Source organism: Promicromonospora iranensis (genome assembly GCF_028994805.1).
Taxonomy (GTDB): Bacteria; Actinomycetota; Actinomycetes; order Actinomycetales; family Cellulomonadaceae; genus Promicromonospora; species Promicromonospora iranensis.
In genome coordinates this window covers 13,193-29,355 of record NZ_JAJQQP010000001.1, presented here as the reverse complement: position 1 = coordinate 29,355, position 16,163 = coordinate 13,193, and the positions used below count along the sequence as shown (strand labels likewise).

Annotated in this window: 14 protein-coding genes; 7 read left to right on the top strand and 7 right to left on the bottom strand. The window is 70.3% G+C overall.

Annotated features, from left to right (window positions below; translation table 11 throughout):
• Positions 1-11: 11 nt before the first annotated feature.
• Positions 12-701 (bottom strand): GOLPH3/VPS74 family protein, encoded by a 690-nt coding sequence (locus tag LUM46_RS00115; protein WP_274991514.1) that lies wholly within the window; start codon positions 699-701, stop codon positions 12-14.
• A 162-nt stretch (positions 702-863) separates the two neighbouring features.
• Entirely contained in the window at positions 864-1,940 is a 1,077-nt protein-coding gene (locus LUM46_RS00110; RefSeq protein ID WP_274991513.1) for an arabinan endo-1,5-alpha-L-arabinosidase, read from the bottom strand.
• Positions 1,941-2,041: 101 nt separating this feature from the next.
• Here LUM46_RS00110 and LUM46_RS00105 point away from each other — a divergent pair, with 101 nt between their 5' ends.
• The gene (locus LUM46_RS00105) at positions 2,042-3,127 is read left to right on the top strand and encodes a LacI family DNA-binding transcriptional regulator (protein WP_274991512.1); all 1,086 of its coding nucleotides are present in this window, start codon (positions 2,042-2,044) and stop codon (positions 3,125-3,127) included.
• Here LUM46_RS00105 and LUM46_RS00100 read toward each other — a convergent pair.
• The 5 genes from LUM46_RS00100 to LUM46_RS00080 form a co-directional block, all read right to left on the bottom strand.
• Positions 3,105-3,773 (bottom strand): YesL family protein, encoded by a 669-nt coding sequence (locus LUM46_RS00100; RefSeq protein WP_274991510.1) that lies wholly within the window; start codon positions 3,771-3,773, stop codon positions 3,105-3,107. The genes LUM46_RS00105 and LUM46_RS00100 overlap by 23 nt on opposite strands.
• Positions 3,770-5,143 (bottom strand): arabinan endo-1,5-alpha-L-arabinosidase, encoded by a 1,374-nt coding sequence (locus LUM46_RS00095; RefSeq protein ID WP_274991509.1) that lies wholly within the window; start codon positions 5,141-5,143, stop codon positions 3,770-3,772. The genes LUM46_RS00100 and LUM46_RS00095 overlap by 4 nt, the downstream gene beginning before the upstream one ends.
• Before the next feature lies 1 nt (position 5,144).
• On the bottom strand, positions 5,145-6,080 hold the full coding sequence (locus LUM46_RS00090; RefSeq protein WP_274991507.1) for a carbohydrate ABC transporter permease: 936 nt from the start codon (positions 6,078-6,080) through the stop codon (positions 5,145-5,147).
• 12 nt (positions 6,081-6,092) lie between these two features.
• Positions 6,093-6,986: a carbohydrate ABC transporter permease gene (locus tag LUM46_RS00085; protein ID WP_274991506.1), complete on the bottom strand. Its 894-nt coding sequence runs from the start codon at positions 6,984-6,986 to the stop codon at positions 6,093-6,095.
• Positions 6,987-7,084: 98 nt separating this feature from the next.
• The gene (locus LUM46_RS00080) at positions 7,085-8,434 is read right to left on the bottom strand and encodes an ABC transporter substrate-binding protein (protein WP_274991505.1); all 1,350 of its coding nucleotides are present in this window, start codon (positions 8,432-8,434) and stop codon (positions 7,085-7,087) included.
• Positions 8,435-8,631: 197 nt separating this feature from the next.
• Between LUM46_RS00080 and arfA the strand changes: the two genes are divergently transcribed.
• From arfA to yjfF, 6 genes are all read left to right on the top strand, one after another.
• Positions 8,632-10,143 (top strand): arabinosylfuranosidase ArfA, encoded by a 1,512-nt coding sequence (gene arfA, locus LUM46_RS00075; RefSeq protein ID WP_274991504.1) that lies wholly within the window; start codon positions 8,632-8,634, stop codon positions 10,141-10,143.
• A complete protein-coding gene (locus tag LUM46_RS00070; protein WP_274991503.1) occupies positions 10,140-11,171 on the top strand; it encodes an arabinan endo-1,5-alpha-L-arabinosidase in 1,032 nt (343 codons plus the stop codon). Before arfA ends, LUM46_RS00070 begins: the two co-directional genes overlap by 4 nt.
• 188 nt (positions 11,172-11,359) lie before the next feature.
• Entirely contained in the window at positions 11,360-12,370 is a 1,011-nt protein-coding gene (locus LUM46_RS00065) for an ABC transporter substrate-binding protein (RefSeq protein WP_274991502.1), read from the top strand.
• Positions 12,371-12,493: 123 nt separating this feature from the next.
• The gene (locus LUM46_RS00060; protein WP_274991501.1) at positions 12,494-14,020 is read left to right on the top strand and encodes a sugar ABC transporter ATP-binding protein; all 1,527 of its coding nucleotides are present in this window, start codon (positions 12,494-12,496) and stop codon (positions 14,018-14,020) included.
• Positions 14,017-15,078: an ABC transporter permease gene (locus LUM46_RS00055; protein WP_274991500.1), complete on the top strand. Its 1,062-nt coding sequence runs from the start codon at positions 14,017-14,019 to the stop codon at positions 15,076-15,078. The genes LUM46_RS00060 and LUM46_RS00055 overlap by 4 nt, the downstream gene beginning before the upstream one ends.
• The gene (gene yjfF / locus LUM46_RS00050) at positions 15,075-16,073 is read left to right on the top strand and encodes a galactofuranose ABC transporter, permease protein YjfF (protein ID WP_274991499.1); all 999 of its coding nucleotides are present in this window, start codon (positions 15,075-15,077) and stop codon (positions 16,071-16,073) included. The genes LUM46_RS00055 and yjfF overlap by 4 nt, the downstream gene beginning before the upstream one ends.
• The last annotated feature ends 90 nt before the right edge of the window (positions 16,074-16,163 follow it).

Here is a 16,163-nt window from a genome sequence, read left to right as displayed (position 1 = left end):
TCAACGAGGGGTTAGCTGCTGCCCGCCGTGGCTGCGCTCGTCGCAGCCACCGTCGTCGCGATCATCACCGCGGTGACCTCGTCGATCGAACGCTTCACCGCGGCGCCGGACCACTCCGACTCGGCGATCTCCTTCGCCCGGCGCTTGAGCGCGCGCCGGTCCTGGTCGGGGAAGACCTTGCGGTTGAGGTCGGTCGCGAGCAGCAGCGAGACCAGGGCCGCCGTCCGCTCGTCCGCGTCGGCGCGCCCGGTCAGGGCTGCCAGCACCCGCCCGCGGACGGCGGTCTCCAGGGTCGGGTCGTGCGGTGTCCAGGTGGAGCTGGGGAACAGCCCCAGGATCTTGACCTCCTCCTCCCGCAGGACGCCCCGGGCAGCCAGCCCTTGCTGCAGCGCGTCGCGGAGCCGCTTGGCGAAGCTGCCCTGCCCCACCTTCCGGATCGAGTCCTTGGGCCTGCGCTCGTGCATCAGCTCGAGGATCTCGCGCTGCATCGGGTCCGACGGCGTCGCCCGGCCGGTCACGCGGAACCGGCCCGCGCGGCCGCCGTCCGCGCCGTCGGACACCTCGAGCGCACCGCGCAGGGTGAGGTCGGCGACCGATGCCCCGGCCAGGGCGAACTGCAGGTGCTGTCCGCTGATCAGCGGCCGGCCCGAGGTGTCGTCGAGCGCGAGGAGCAGGTACTCCTCGGCGAGGCTGAGTTCCATGTCGGCTCCTCAAGGTCGGTTGCGATGCCGGGACCAGCAGACCACGACCACCCCGCCGAGCAGATCCACCCCAAGACGGATTCGCCCCCATCCCGCCCCCTCTTTCGTTGAGTGCGGGAAATTTGCGGCCTGGAGGCCCTCCAGGCCGCAAATAGCCCGCACTCAGCGAGTGTTGACCACCGGCCAGCCCTTCGACCAGCCGAGGCGGTACAGGCCGAGCGTGGGGAAGTACGGGTTCTCGGCGTTGGCGCCGTCGTAGTAGTGGTAAGCGAGGACGCCGTCGTGCACGGACTGACCGCCCGGGCCGACCATCGGGCCGTTCGACTCCAGGAGCACCGTGCCCCCGCCGCCGACCATGTCGCGACCCTCCTTGTCGAGGTACGGACCGGTCACCGTGCGGGACCGCCCGACGACCACCTTGTAGGTGCTGTCCGCCCCGGCGCAGCAGGCGTCGAACGAGACGTACAGGTAGTACCAGCCGCCCCGCTTCTCGATGTACGGGGCCTCGACCCGGTTGCCGGGGGCGAACCGGTCGACCAGGTGGACGGCGTTCTCCAGGGCGCCGTCCACGGGCTTGCCGCTGGGCCAGGAGATCTCGACCAGGAAGATGCCGTACCAGTGCGAGCCGATCGCCATGTACGGCGTGCCGTCCTTGCCGGTGACGATGCCGGCGTCGATCGCGTTGAACTCCTTGCCGTCCTCGATCGGGCCCGGGGAGCTGATGACCGGCCCCTGGTCCACCCACTCGTAGTCCGGGTCGTCCGGGTCGAGGGTGGTGTTCGTGGCGAGCGCCGTGACCGAGTTGTTGGTCTCGAAACGGGACGCCGAGTAGTACAGGTAGTAGGTGCCGTCGTGCTCGTAGATCTCGGGCGCCCACAGGTTGTCCGGCAGGGCGCCGTCCGAGAAGTGCTCGTCGATCCAGGCGGGGATCTCGTCCCAGACGGTGCCCTCGTAGGCCCAGGTGGCGCCCTTGTCGTGCGACGACCAGATCTGCACCGTCCCGCCGTTCTCGCGGTTCACGAGGCCGGTCGAGTAGACCCACCAGGTGCCGTCGTCGTCCACGGTGAGGGCGGGGTCGTGGATCGGGGCGACGTCGCCGGCGACGTCGATCGCCCCGGGCGGGCCGCCCTTTGCACCGGACGAGCTGCCGGCCGCCGCGCCCGACGCCGGAGCGCCGATCGCGAGGGCCGCCGTGATGGCGAGCGCACCGAGCGCCGCGAGTGGTCTGCGTGGTGACATCTTTGTCCTCCGAAGTTGGTCCGAACGTACTTCTACAACGATGTAGAGTATATCGGGAGCGCTCGCGCCGAGCCACCCATCCGTCGAAAGGGCGCGCACCCATGCCGGTGAGGATGCAGGACGTCGCGCAGCGCGCCGGTGTCTCGGTCAAGACCGTCTCGAACGTCGTGAACGGGTACCCGCACGTCCGTGAGTCCACCCGCCGACGCGTCGAGGAGGCGATCGACCACCTCGGCTACCGGATGAACGTCTCGGCCCGCAACCTGCGCACGCGACGCACCGGCATGATCACCCTCAACGTGCCGGAGCTGTCGCTGCCGTACTTCGCGGAGCTCGCCGACTCGGTGATCCGTGCCGCCGACGAGCAGGGCTGGTCGGTGCTCATCGAGCAGACCGGGGCCGAGCGGCAGCGGGAGCTCGAGGTGCTCGCAGGCCGCCGTCGCCACTTGACCGACGGTGTGCTCTTCTCGCCCCTCGCGCTCGGGCAGGACGACCTCGACCACTTCGACGTCGACTTCCCGCTCGTGGTCCTCGGCGAGCGGGTGTTCGGGGCGCGGGCCGACCACGTGACCATGAACAACGTGGAGGCCGCACGGGCCGCTACCGCGCACCTCATCACCACGGGCCGGCGACGCATCGCGGTGGTCGGCGCGCACGCCGGCGAGGTCATCGGCTCGGCGGCGCTGCGGCTCGCCGGCTACGAGCGGGCGCTCGCCGACGCGGGCATCCCGTTCGACCCGGCGCTCGTGGGGGAGGCGGGCCTCTGGCACCGCGCCACCGGCGCGGAGACGATGGGCCGCCTGCTCGACTCCGGGACCGGTATCGACGCCGTGTTCGCCCTGAACGACGCGATGGCGCTCGGCGCGCTGCACGCGCTGCACGAGCGGCGCATCGACATCCCCGGCGACATCGCCCTCATCGGGTTCGACGACGTCGACGACGTGCGCTACACCGTGCCGACCATCTCGTCGGTCGACCCGGGCCGCGACGAGATCGCGCGCACCGCCGTGGACCTGCTGGTGGCACGGATCGGCGGCACCACCGAGCCGATCCGGCGCATCGTGCCCGACGCGCGGGTCGTCGGCCGTGAGTCGACGGGCGACGTGCGGGGGGACGGCGAACGGGTGGTGGCGGTGATGCCGGGCCGGGTCGAGGACACCGACGTCAGCCCTCTGCCGGCCGGCTGACCTCGTCGATCCGGTTCAGGCGCTCGTCGACCATCAGCCCGCTGAGCCACAGCGGCACCGCGATCCCGGCGAGCAGCCCGAGCAACGGCACCACGTACGCCACCAGGCCGCACACGCCGAGCACCACCACCGCGCCCGCCGCCGTGCCGGGGCCCAGCGGGGGGCTCAGCAGCAGGAAGCGCCACGTGTCGAACGCGGACCGGTCGTAGCGCAGCACCACGCGCGGCCAGTAGGCCAGCGCGACGGCGGTCCACACCCCGACCAGGACGAGCCCCGCCTGCAGGGCCGCCCGCGCCGGACCGTCCAGCTGCCCGAGGACGAGGAAGTCGAGGGCCAGCGCCGCGCCCACCACGGTCAGCGGAGCACCGAGCAGGTTGGTCCGGCGCCAGTCGTCCCGCCACGCCCGCCAGAACGGCCGCCAGGGTGACTCGGTCGCGTCGGCGTCGAGCAGCAGGGCGCTGGCCGCCCGCACCGCGGGCCACAGTCCCAGCACGACGCCGCCGGCGAGCGCACCCAGCAGGACCAGGACGTTGACCTCGACCAGGCGGGTGACGCGGCGGAGCACCCGCATCACCCCGCCGGTCCAGCCGAGCTCGTCCTCGGCCGAGGTGTCGCGCACCGGCTTGTCCGGCCTGAGCTCGGTCACCGGTCGTCCACTCTCGTACCGGTCACCGTTCGACCGGCGTGGTCCGTCGCCGCCAGGCACAGGGTCGCACGGTCGCGCACGGCGTCCCAGGCGGGGAAGACGACCGCCGTCCAGCCGGTGGCGGCCGCCTCGTCGTCCGGCCCCCAGGTGAAGCGGCCCGCGCCGAGCGGGCGCGCCGCGCCGACGCCGGCGAGGGCGCCGTCGAGCACCTCGCCGAGGGTCCCGGTCTCGCCGTCGGCGACCTTCGCGGGCATGGCGCCGACGTCGAGCACCTCCCAGGTGCCGTCGAGCGCGCCGGGGTCGGCGGGCCAGCCACCCGTGTCGTCGTCCTCCCGGTCCGGGCCGGCCCAGGGCTGCGGTGAGATCACGGGCCAGCCGTCGTGGGTCCACACGAGCCGGCGGACCTGGACACGGTGCTCGGTCGGGGCGTCGGCGTCGCGCACGTGGTGGACCAGGAGCTGCCGCCCGGGCTCGGTGAGGACCGACGCGTGGCCCGGCGCGAGGAGGCCCGGACCGCCGGCCAGGCGGTGGCTCGCCAGGACTGGCACGCCGATCCGCCACGGGTCGACGCCGGACGCCGCGCCCTCGGTCCCGGCCGCACCGTCGGTCATCAGCTGCCCGGCCCGGTCCCGGAACGGCCCCGCGACGTCGTCCCCCACGGCCGCACGCAGGTGGTACGGCCCGGCCAGCGAGTCGTACGAGACCAGCAGCGCCCAGCCGCCGTCAGGCCGGGGGAGGACGAACGCGCCCTCGACCGCGCCGTCGGCGCGCCGCGAGCGGCGGGCCAGCAGCGTTCCCGGAGCGTCACGCAGCGCGCCGGGTGCGGGTGGGTCGACGACGAACCCGGTGGCCGGGTCGACGGGCAGGGCGTAGATGCCGCCGAAGAACGACCCGTAGACCAGCCACTGGCGCCCACCGGGTCGCTCGGTGACGAGGTTCGCGTCGATCGCGTTGGGATGTCCGAACCCGGGCGGGCCGTCCACGTGGTCGCTCGCGACGACGATGCCGCGGTCGGTCCACGGGCCCGACGGGTGCGGGGCGACCGCGAGGCCGATCGCCGACCGGCGCGACCCGAACGTCGACGCGGAGTAGTACATGCGCCACTCGGCGCCCGGCTCACCCGCCCGGACGACGTCGGGCGCCCACAGGCCCGGCGCCCCGGACCAGTCGGCAGCCGGACCGGGAACGCCGTCGAGCGCCCAGCCGTGGAACGTCCAGCTCACCAGGTCGCGCGAGGTACGCACCTGCACGCCGGCGCGCACCGGCCCGTCCGACCGCGCGTCCGTGGAGAACATCCAGTAGGTGCCGTCGTCGTCGCGGACGACGGTGGGGTCGTGGACGTGCCGTCCGCCCCAGGTGGAGGTGTCCATGTCAGCCCTTGGTCCCGGTGAGGGCGACGGACTCGATGATCTGCCGCTGGAAGATCAGGAAGACCGCGAGGATCGGCAGCAGCGCGACGAACGACGCGGCCATGATCAGCGGGTAGTCCCGCTGGGTCGCGTACTGCACGTTCATGTTGGCGATGACCACCTGGAGCGTCTGCCGCTCCGGCGTGTTCAGGTACAGGATCGGTGCCAGGTAGTCGTTCCAGACCATCATGAACCAGAGGATGAACTGGGCGGCCACCGCCGGCCGGATGATCGGGAAGATCAGCCGCCAGAAGACCTGCCAGAAGTTCGCGCCGTCGATCTTGGCCGCCTCGATGATCGAGTTCGGCACGTTCTCGAGGTACTGCCGCAGGAAGAAGATCACGAGGATGTTGCCGAAGATCGCCGGGACGATCAGCGGCAGGAGCGTGTCCACCCAGCCGATCCGCGAGAACATCACGAACTGCGGGATCATCAGCGTCGGGTACGGGATCATGATCCCGGTCAGCATGCCGATGAAGATGAGGTTGCGGAACGGCAGGCGCATCTTCGCGATGGCGAACGCCGCCATCGAGCACGTGACCATGCCCAGCAGCGTGACGGACGCCGCCACGATGAAGCTGTTCTGGAACCCGGTCAGGATGTTGGAGTCCTGCCACATCCGCACGTAGGTGTCCCACTGGGGCACCTCGGGGATCCACACGGGCGGTAGGGCGAAGACCTCGTTCTTGGTCTTCAAGGACGTCGAGAACATCCAGACCAGCGGGGCGATCATCACGACCGCCCCGGCGGAGAGCAGGACGAAGACCAGCCAGTCGCCGATCCGGGTGCTCGTGGTGCGGCTCATCGGGGCGCGGCCGGGGGCTTTGCGGCCGAGCGGGACGCCGCCGAGAGGGGTGCGGTTCAGGGGCTCGCGGCTCTGGGCCGTCGTAAGACTCATGATTCCTCCGGCTCAGTCGATGACGAAGCTGTTGCGCCGGTTCAGGCGGAACTGGATCAGGGTGACGACGAGGATGAGCAGGCCGAGCACGATCGCCATGGCCGTCGCGTACCCCATCTGCTGGTACTTGAACGCCTGTCGCCAGATGTGCCAGACGGCGGACGCGGTGCTGTACTCCGGCCCACCGGTCGGCGTCATGATGTTGATCTCGGTGAACAGCTGCGCACCGGCGATCACGTTGGTCACGACCAGGAAGAACGTCACCGGGCGGACCATGGGCAGCGTGATGGTGCGGAACCGCTGCCAGCCGTTCGCGCCGTCGAGCTGCGCGGCCTCGTAGAGCGAGCGCGGCACCGACTGGATGGCGGCCAGGTACAGGATCATCGAGAACCCGAGGCCCTTCCAGATGGCCATGAGGATGATCGCCGGCTTGGCCCAGAACGTGCTCGCCAGCCAGTTGGGCCCGTCGATGCCGACGAGAGCCAGCGCCTGGTTGACCAGGCCGAAGTCGCCGTTGTACGCCCACTGCCACAGGATGGCGATCGCCGCGAGGGACGAGATGACCGGCACGTAGTAGATGGTGCGGAACGCGGTGAGGCCCACGATCTTGCGGTTCATCGCGACGGCCAGGGCCAGCGACACGGCCAGGCCGATCGGGATGCCGATCATGTAGAAGAACGTGTTGTAGAGCGACTCGAGAAAGTTCTTGTCGCTGACGAGCCGGACGTAGTTCTCGAGACCGACGAACCGCATGACCCCGAGGCCGTTCCAGTTCGTCAAGGAGGCGTAGACCGCGAAGCCCACGGGGTACAGCGTGAACAGCAGGTAGCCGATCACCGGGGCCGCGACGAAGGCGAGAGCCCAGCGGTGCTCGGACCGGTGCAGGCGCGAAGTCGAGCCAGCCATGACGTTCCTCTCTGCAGTGGCCCGGGTTGTGGGCGCGATCGTTGCGACTTCCTGACCGCGAGAGGCGCAACGATCACGCCCACAACCAAGGACGAGGGCTAGTTGCCGGCGCTCGCGGCCGCGGCCTGCTCGGCCTGGGCGTTGGACTCGTCGAGCAGGGCCTGCATGCGCGGCTCCACCTCGGCGAGGTACTCCGCGGCGTCCTGCTGACCGTCGATGACGGGCTGGATGTTGGTCCACATCTCGTCGTACCAGGCGGCACCGTAGGTCATGGCGGCAGGCATCGGGCGCCCGTAGTCCTCGACGATGTCGAGGAACTCCTGGCGGTTGGCCGGGCTCGCGCCCTCCTCGGCCGCCCACTCGGCGGCCATGTCCTTGAGGTTGGGCACCTGGATGCCCGCGTCGACCAGGGTCTGCTGCGCCGTCTCGTCGGCGGACAGGTAGGTCACCAGCTCGGCGGCCTCCTCCGGCATGGCGGTCGTCGCCGAGACGCCGATGCCGAGCGAGCCGATCCACGTCGCGGGCTCACCGGTGGAACCGGCGGGGAACGGGATGAGGTCGTAGTCGAAGTCGAGCTCGTTGTACGTGCTCACGTCCCAGGGGCCCACGGGGAAGAAGGCGATCTGGCCCTCCATCCAGCGCTGGTACGTGTCCAGCGTGGCCGCCTGCTCGGCGTTCGGGGTGACCTCGTCCACGGTGGTCATGTCGGCGATGTACTGCATCGCCTCGGCCATCTCGGGGGTGTCCACGGTGACCTCGGTGCGGTCCTCGTTGGTCCAGTCGGCGCCGTTGCTCCAGGCGAAGCCCTGCATGTTCCACTGGACGTTGAGGCCGGTGCCCCACTGGTCGATCTTCTTGTCACCGTCGGTGTCCTTGGTGACCTTCTTCAGCACCTCGAGCCAGTCGTCCCAGGTGTAGGGCTCGTCGGGGCTCGGCAGCTCGATGCCCTCGGCCTCGAGCATCGTCTTGTTGTAGCCCATGGCGAACGGGCCGACGTCCTTCGGCAGGCCGTAGAGCGCGCCCTCGGGCGTGCCCTGGATCGTGCCGTCGTAGCGGTAGGAGTCGACGCCGTACTCCCACAGATTGTCCAGGTCGACGCCGGAGGCCTCGACGTGGTCGGTGATGTCGAGCAGCACGCCCGACGTCACGTAGGACTGCAGGTTGGCCTGCTCGATGTAGAACACGTCGGGCACGTTGTTGCCCGAGATCGCGGCCTGGAGCTTGGTGGCGTACTGGTCGGCGTCGGTGACGATGACCTCGACCTCGACGCCGCTCTCCTCGGAGAACCTGTCGATGGCCTCCTGGTAGGCGGCCTTCTCGTCCTCGCCCCCACGGAACATGAAGGTGAGCTTGCCGTCGTCGTCAGTTCCCGAACCAGCGCTGCACGCAGCGGTGGAGGCCAGGACCAGGCCAGCGACGATGCCGGTGGTCAGGCGTGACTTCTTCATCACGGTTCCTCTCGTGAGCCGGGCTGCTGGGTGCGGGCGGTGCCGCCGGAAGTGGCGGGCACAACGTGTCGCGGAGCGTGCCGGTTTGTCTCTTCGACCTTGAAGTTACATCGATGGAAAATCGATGAGCCACACGCTAGCATCACTTCTACAACGATGTATACCCGCGGCATCGCTGCCGTCACGAGAGGACCTTCATGCACTCCGCCACCGTCTCCCTCGACCCTGCTTTTGTCGTCGGACCCGTGCGTCGCCGCACCTTCGGCTCGTTCGTCGAGCACCTCGGGCGCTGCGTGTACACCGGGATCCACGACCCGGGGCACCCCACCGCCGATGCCGACGGCTTCCGTGGTGACGTCATCGAGCTCACGCGAGAGCTCGGCGTCTCGACGGTCCGCTACCCGGGCGGCAACTTCGTCTCCGGCTACCGGTGGGAGGACGCCGTGGGGCCGGTCGAGCAGCGCACGCCGCGGCTGGACCTGGCCTGGCACTCGACCGAGCCGAACCTCGTCGGCGTCGACGAGTTCATGCGCTGGGCGGCCAAGGCCGGCGTCGAGCCGATGATGGCCGTCAACCTGGGCACCCGCGGTGTCCAGGAGGCGCTCGACCTGCTCGAGTACTGCAACGTCCCGGGTGGCTCGTACTGGGCGGACCAGCGCCGGGCCAACGGTGCCGAGGAGCCGTACCGGATCACGATGTGGTGCCTGGGCAACGAGATGGACGGCCCCTGGCAGATCGGCAGCAAGACCCCGCAGGAGTACGGGCGCCTGGCCGCGGAGACGGCCCGGGCCATGCGGATGATCGACCCCGGCCTCGAGCTCGTCGTGTGCGGGTCGTCGGGGTCGCAGATGCCCACGTTCGGCGAGTGGGAGCGGGTGGTCCTGACCGAGGCGTACGAGCACGTGGACTACATCTCCGCGCACGCCTACTACTGGGAGGAGGACGGCGACCTGGCGTCGTTCCTGGCCTCGGTCGTGGACATGGACCACTTCGTGGAGTCGGTCGCCGCCACCGCCGACGCCGTGCGCGCGGCCCGCAAGCAGACCAAGCGCGTGCACATCTCGTTCGACGAGTGGAACGTCTGGTACCAGAAGCGCGCCGAGTCGCGGCCGCCGTCGGGCGACGACTGGCCGGTGGCGCCCGTGCTGCTCGAGGACCGCTACAACGTGGCCGACGCCGTCGTGGTGGGCAACATGCTCATCTCCCTGCTGCGGAACACCGACCGCGTGCACTCGGCGTCGATGGCCCAGCTCGTCAACGTGATCGCGCCGATCATGACCGAGCCGGGCGGGCGTATCTGGAAGCAGACGATCTTCCACCCGTTCGCCCTGACCGCCCGCCACGCGGCCGGCGAGGTGCTGCGCCTGGCGATCGACTCGCCCGTGCACGAGACCGCCAAGTTCGGCGACGTCGCCGTGCTCGACGCCGTCGCCACGCACGACGCCGAGTCCGGCGACGTGGTGGTGTTCGCCGTGAACCGGTCGCTGACCGAGCCGGTCGTCCTCGACGTCGACCTCCGCGGCTTCCCGGGCATGCGCGTGGCCGAGGCGGTCACGCTGTCGAACCCCGACCACACCTGGCAGGCCACCGCTGACGACGACACCAGCGTGCTGCCGCAGCCCAACACGTCGGCGAAGGTGGCCGACGACCGCGTGCGGGCCGAGCTGCCCCCGGTCTCCTGGTCGATGCTGCGCCTGGAGCGCGAGTGATCCGGCGTCGGACCGCCGTCGTCGCGGTGGCGGCGGTCTGTGTCGCCGTCGCGGTGGCGGCACTGGTCCTCACCAGGCCGTGGGAGCCCCGTCCTCGGGTGCTCGACCTGGCGGGGGACCTCCGGGTGCACGACCCCGCCCTGGTCGCCGGGGCCGACGGCGAGCCGTGGTTCGTGTACTCGACCGGCGACGCGCACGTCGGGGCCGGCGCACCGCAGGTACGCCGTTCCGACGACGGCGGGCGTACCTGGGCGGAGGCCGGCACCGCCTGGGACGCGAGCTCCGACCCGCAGTGGGTCCGCGACACCGTCGACGGCGTCGAGAACCTCTGGGCGCCCGAGCTCTACGAGCACGACGGCACCTGGTACCTCTACTACTCGGCGTCGACGTTCGGTTCGAACCGCTCGGCGATCGGTCTGCGCACGGGTACGACACCGGATCCGGACGCCCCCGGCTACGGCTGGACGGACCAGGGCATGGTCGTCGAGTCGGTACCGGGGAGGGACAACTTCAACGCGATCGACCCCGGCATCGTCGAGGACGCCGAAGGTGACCCCTGGCTGTTCTTCGGGTCGTTCTGGGGCGGGCTCCAGGTGCTCCCGCTGGAGTGGCCCGGCGGCAAGCCGGTGGCGGGCGCCGAGCCCGTCACGGTCGCGAGCCGGATCGGCGTGCCCGACAACCCCATCGAGGCGCCCTACGTCGTCGAGCGGGACGGCTGGTACTACCTGTTCTTCTCCCGGGACCTCTGCTGCCGCGGCGCCGAGTCGACCTACAACATCGCGGTCGGGCGGTCGCGGGAGGTCGCCGGCCCGTACGTGGACGCCGACGGGAAGGATCTCGTGCTGGGCGGCGGTACGCCGGTGCTCGGCACCGAGGGCGCGATGGTCGGGCCGGGCGGGCAGTCGGTCTCCCGCGGGCACCTCGCCTTCCACTACTACGACGGCGCGTCGGACGGCGACTTCCGGCTGGCGATCCAGGAGCTGGCGTGGTCGGACGACGGCTGGCCGGTGGCTGCCGGGGTGCGCTGACAGGCCGTATCGAAGGGTGGGTCCGGCCGTTCTCCGGAGGGTGAGAACGGGCCGGACTCGTTGGCGGACTCGTTACTGGACCGTGACGTGACGCTCTATGAAAGGTGCCATGTGAGCGCTAACATTCGAGGCGGGCACATACCCCGCTCGTCCTCGCACGATGCCGTGCAGGATCTCAAGGAGGAGACATGGCACGCACGACCCTGACCCGCACCATTCTGGCCGCGGTGTCCGTAGCCTCGCTGTTCACGCTGGGCGCCTGCGCCTCGGATGCCGGTGGTGAGCCGGCCGGTGGAGGCGAGACCGACGCCGCCACCACCGACGACGGCGTCATCACCCTCGGCTTCTCGCAGGTGGGCGCCGAGTCCGGGTGGCGAGCCGCCAACACCAAGTCCATCCAGGACACGCTCACCGCGGAGAACGGCTTCGACCTCAAGTTCTCCGACGCGCAGCAGAAGCAGGAGAACCAGATCCAGGCGATCCGGTCCTACATCACCCAGGGCGTGGACGTCATCGCGTTCTCCCCGGTGGTCGAGACCGGATGGGACCCGGTGCTCCAGGAGGCCAAGGCGGCAGGGATCCCCGTGATCCTCACCGACCGCGCCGTCGACTCGAGCGACGAGACCCTCTACGAGTCGTTCATCGGCTCCGACTTCGTCAAGGAGGGCGAGATGGCCGGCGAGTGGGTCGTCGAGCAGTACGACGGCGAGGGGTACAAGGCCGTCGAGCTGCAGGGCACCACGGGAGCCGCCCCGGCGATCGACCGCAAGGAAGGCTTCGAGTCGGCCGTCGCGGGCTCGGACCTGGAGATCATCGACAGCCAGACCGGCAACTTCACGCGTGCCGAGGGCAAGACCGTGATGGAGGGCTTCCTCAACAAGCACGACGACATCGACCTCGTGTTCGCGCACAACGACGACATGGGGCTCGGCGCGATCGAGGCCATCGAGGCGGCCGGCATGACGCCGGGCGAGGACATCAAGATCGTCACGATCGACGCCGTCAAGGACGGCATGCAGGCGCTCGCCGACGGCAAGATCAACTACATCGTCGAGTGCAACCCGCTGCTCGGGCCGGACCTGGCGGAGATCGCCCAGAAGGTCGTCGCCGGCGAAGAGGTCGAGAAGCGCATCGTCGTCGAGGACCTGGCGTTCGACCAGGAGTCGGCCAAGGAAGCGCTCCCCACGCGCGAGTACTGACGCCCCTGCCGCCGGCCCGTCCGGCTGTGGGCGCTCGTCGGTCGAGCTTGCCGGGGCCCAGGTCCCGGCAAGCTCGACCGACGACAGGCCACAACCAGGGCCACGCACGTTAGAAGGTCGAGGATGACCCAGCAGACAGCACCAGCCGTCGTCGAGATGACCGGCATCAGCGTCGAGTTCCCCCCGGTGAGAGCCCTGGACGGCGTCGACTTCCGCCTCCGCCCCGGCGAGATCCACGCCCTCATGGGTGAGAACGGCGCTGGCAAGTCCACCCTGATCAAGGCCCTCACGGGCATCCACTCGCCGACGGCGGGGACGATCCTGGTCGACGGCGTCGAGCGCCGGTTCACCGGCCCCGCCGACGCGCGCGCGCACGGGGTGAGCACCGTGTACCAGGAGGTCAATCTCTGCGAGAACCTCACGGTCGCGGAGAACATCATGCTCGGCGCGGAGCCGCGCCTGCTGGGCGGCCTGCACTGGCCGGCGATGCGTCGGCAGGCGGCGTCGCACCTGGAGCGGATGGGCCTGAGCATCGACCCGTCCTCGTCCCTGGGGTCGCACTCGCTGGCGGTGCAGCAGCTCGTCGCGATCTGCCGCGCCACGGTGAGCGACTGCAAGGTGCTCATCCTCGACGAGCCCACCTCCAGCCTGGACACGGACGAGGTGGCGCACCTGTTCACCGTCATGCGCGCCCTGCGCGACGACGGGGTCGCCATCCTGTTCGTGAGTCACTTCCTCGACCAGATCTATGAGGTCTCCGACCGCATGACGGTGCTGCGCAACGGCGCCCTCGTGGGGGAGTACGCCACCGCGGACCTGCCGGCCGCAGAGCTGGTGCAGCACATGATCGGCCGGTCCATGGAGGTGCTGGAGGCCGCCGAGGAGGTGGTCGAGCACGCCGAGCGACCTGCCGCCGCGACGCCGCTGCTGCAGGTGGTCGGTCTCGGCCGCAAGGGCTCGGTGCAGCCCTTCGACCTCGATCTCTACGAGGGTGAGGTGGTCGGCCTCGCCGGCCTGCTCGGCTCGGGTCGTACGGAGCTGGCGCGCCTGCTCACGGGCGCCGACCGGGCCGACGTCGGGCAGACCCGTGTGTCCGGGCAGACGACCCGGCTACGGACACCGCGTGCGGCGATGGGCCATGGCATCGCCTACACGTCGGAGGACCGGAAGGGCGAGGGCGTCGTGGACGGTCTCACCGTGCGGGAGAACATCGTGCTCGCTCTCCAGGCGCGGCGCGGCTGGATGCGGCCGCTGCCCCGCAAGCAGGTCGACGAGCTGGTCGCGTCGTACATCCAGCAGCTCGGGATCCGGCCCGCCGACCCCGAGGCGCTGCTGCGCAACCTCTCGGGCGGCAACCAGCAGAAGGTGCTGCTCGCGCGGTGGCTCGCCACGGCGCCGCAGCTGCTCGTCCTCGACGAGCCGACGCGCGGCATCGACGTCGGCGCCAAGGCCGAGATCCAGAAGCTCGTGGCCGACCTGGCCGCCGAGGGCATGTCCGTCGTCTTCATCTCGGCGGAGCTCGAAGAAGTGCTGCGCATATCCCACCGCATCGCCGTGATGCGGGACCGCCGCAAGGTGGCGGAGATCGACGGAGGAAGAGCGACTATGGACCAGGTGGTCGACCTCATCGCCGGGGGTGGGACAGCGTGACGAAGCTCCTTCGGCACCACCTCTTCTGGCCGGTAGCGGCGCTGGTCGTCCTGCTGGTGGCCAACACGGTCGCGCGGCCCAGCTTCCTCGCGATCACCGTCCGGGACGGGCACCTGTTCGGCGCCCCGATCGACATCCTGCGGACCACCGCGCCGCTGCTGCTCGTCGCGCTCGGCATGACGCTCGTCATCGCCACGCGCGGCATCGACCTCTCGGTCGGCGCGGTGGTCGCGGTCTCGGGTGCGGTGGCGCTGTCGCACCTCGCGTCGTCGCCGAACCCGGACTCACCGGTCACCGTGCTCACCGCCGTGGGCCTGGCCCTGGCGCTGTGCCTGGTGCTCGGCGTGTGGAACGGGTTCCTGGTGTCCGTGCTCGGGATCCAGCCGATCATCGCCACGCTGATCCTGATGACAGCGGGCCGCGGTGTGGCCATGCTCATCACCGGCGGCATGATCACCACCGTCAACAGCGGTCCGTTCAAGACGCTGGGCTCGGGCTTCTGGCTCGGCCTGCCCGTCGCCGCGGTGATCGCGTTCGGCGTGTTCGCGGTGGTCGCGTTCGTGGTGCGCCGCACCGCGCTCGGCATGCTGCTGGAGGCGACCGGCATCAACCCGGCGGCGAGCCGCCTCTCCGGCGTCCGGTCCAAGACCCTGACCTGGACCGTGTACACGGCCTCGGGCCTGTTCGCCGGCCTCGCGGGCCTGCTCATCAGCGCGGACACCATGGCCGCCGACGCCAACAACGCGGGTCTGTTCATCGAGCTCGACGCGATCCTCGCGGTGGTGATCGGTGGGACGGCGCTCTCGGGCGGCAAGTTCAACCTCTCGGGCACGCTGGTGGGCGCGCTGGTCATCGCGACCCTGGAGCGGACAGTGACGGTGCTCGGCATCTCGCCGCTGGTCACGCCCCTGTTCATGGCGCTGGTCGTCATCGTGGTGACGCTGCTGCAGTCGCCGCGGATGCGGGAGCGGCTCGCGTCGGCCACCCGCCGACCGACGCCGCCATCCGAGCCGCAGCCCGCTGCGCGCCCTGACTCGACGGAGGTGAAGGCCCGATGACGACGTCGGCCCCCGCACGCGCCTCGCGCGCGCTGAAGATCCCGACCCGGCTGGACCGGCGCTACCTCCCCGTGCTGGGCACGTTCGTCGTGCTGGCGCTCATGCTGATCCTGGGCGGCTCCCGGTACGAGAACTTCCTGTCGCCGGCCGTCGTGTCCAACCTGTTCATCAACAACGCGCACCTCATCGTGCTCGCGGTGGGCATGACCTTCGTCATCCTCACCGGGGGCATCGACCTCTCGGTCGGGTCGGTGCTGGCCCTCTCCACGGTGGTCACCGCGACGCTGCTCCAGGCGGGCCTGCCGCCCGCCGTGGTCATCCCGCTCGCCGTCGGCGCCGGCACCGTGATCGGTCTGGCCCACGGCGTGATGGTCCACTACTTCCAGGTGCAGCCGTTCGTGGCGACGCTCGCCGGCATGTTCTTCGCGCGCGGTCTGTGCTTCGTCATCGCGCCGGAGTCCATCGCCATCGACAACGCGTCGTTCGTCGGGCTCGCGAGCTGGGTGCAGATCTTCGGCGGATGGCGGATGTCGTCCGGCGTGCTCATCGCGCTGGTCGTCGTGGGCGCCGGCTTCCTCGTGCTGCACTTCACGCGGTTCGGCCGCACGGTGTACGCGATCGGTGGCGGCGAGCAGTCCGCCCTGCTCATGGGTCTGCCCGTGGCCCGCACCAAGGTGCTCGCCTACGTGGTGAGCGGTACGTGCGCAGGACTCGGCGGACTGCTGTTCGCCATGTACTCCCGGTCGGGCTACTCGCTGACCGGTGTCGCGATGGAGCTCGACGCGATCGCGGCGGTCGTCATCGGCGGAACGCTGCTGACGGGTGGCACCGGCTTCGTGCTCGGCTCCGTGCTGGGTGTGCTGGTGCTCGGTCTGATCCAGACCATCATCACGTTCGAGGGCACCCTCAGCTCCTGGTGGACCAAGATCGTGATCGGGGTGCTGCTGCTGATCTTCGTGGTGCTGCAGCGGGCCCTGAGCCTCCGCAAGACCTGACCGGTACCACGGCCCTGACCCGGCGTACTCGGTACGTCGAGCCAGGGCCGCGGTACCCCCCCCATTCACAACGACGTGACGGAGAGGTCG

What these genes read in the sequence shown, in the direction of transcription:
- LUM46_RS00080 (WP_274991505.1), bottom strand. Translation starts at nt 8,434, where the DNA reads ATGAAGAAGTCACGCCTGACCACCGGCATCGTCGCTGGCCTGGTCCTG.
- LUM46_RS00105 (WP_274991512.1), top strand. Translation starts at nt 2,042, where the DNA reads ATGCCGGTGAGGATGCAGGACGTCGCGCAGCGCGCCGGTGTCTCGGTC.
- LUM46_RS00090 (WP_274991507.1), bottom strand. Translation starts at nt 6,080, where the DNA reads ATGAGTCTTACGACGGCCCAGAGCCGCGAGCCCCTGAACCGCACCCCT.
- LUM46_RS00060 (WP_274991501.1), top strand. Translation starts at nt 12,494, where the DNA reads ATGACCCAGCAGACAGCACCAGCCGTCGTCGAGATGACCGGCATCAGC.
- arfA (WP_274991504.1), top strand. Translation starts at nt 8,632, where the DNA reads ATGCACTCCGCCACCGTCTCCCTCGACCCTGCTTTTGTCGTCGGACCC.
- LUM46_RS00065 (WP_274991502.1), top strand. Translation starts at nt 11,360, where the DNA reads ATGGCACGCACGACCCTGACCCGCACCATTCTGGCCGCGGTGTCCGTA.
- LUM46_RS00095 (WP_274991509.1), bottom strand. Translation starts at nt 5,143, where the DNA reads ATGGACACCTCCACCTGGGGCGGACGGCACGTCCACGACCCCACCGTC.
- LUM46_RS00115 (WP_274991514.1), bottom strand. Translation starts at nt 701, where the DNA reads ATGGAACTCAGCCTCGCCGAGGAGTACCTGCTCCTCGCGCTCGACGAC.
- LUM46_RS00085 (WP_274991506.1), bottom strand. Translation starts at nt 6,986, where the DNA reads ATGGCTGGCTCGACTTCGCGCCTGCACCGGTCCGAGCACCGCTGGGCT.
- LUM46_RS00110 (WP_274991513.1), bottom strand. Translation starts at nt 1,940, where the DNA reads ATGTCACCACGCAGACCACTCGCGGCGCTCGGTGCGCTCGCCATCACG.
- yjfF (WP_274991499.1), top strand. Translation starts at nt 15,075, where the DNA reads ATGACGACGTCGGCCCCCGCACGCGCCTCGCGCGCGCTGAAGATCCCG.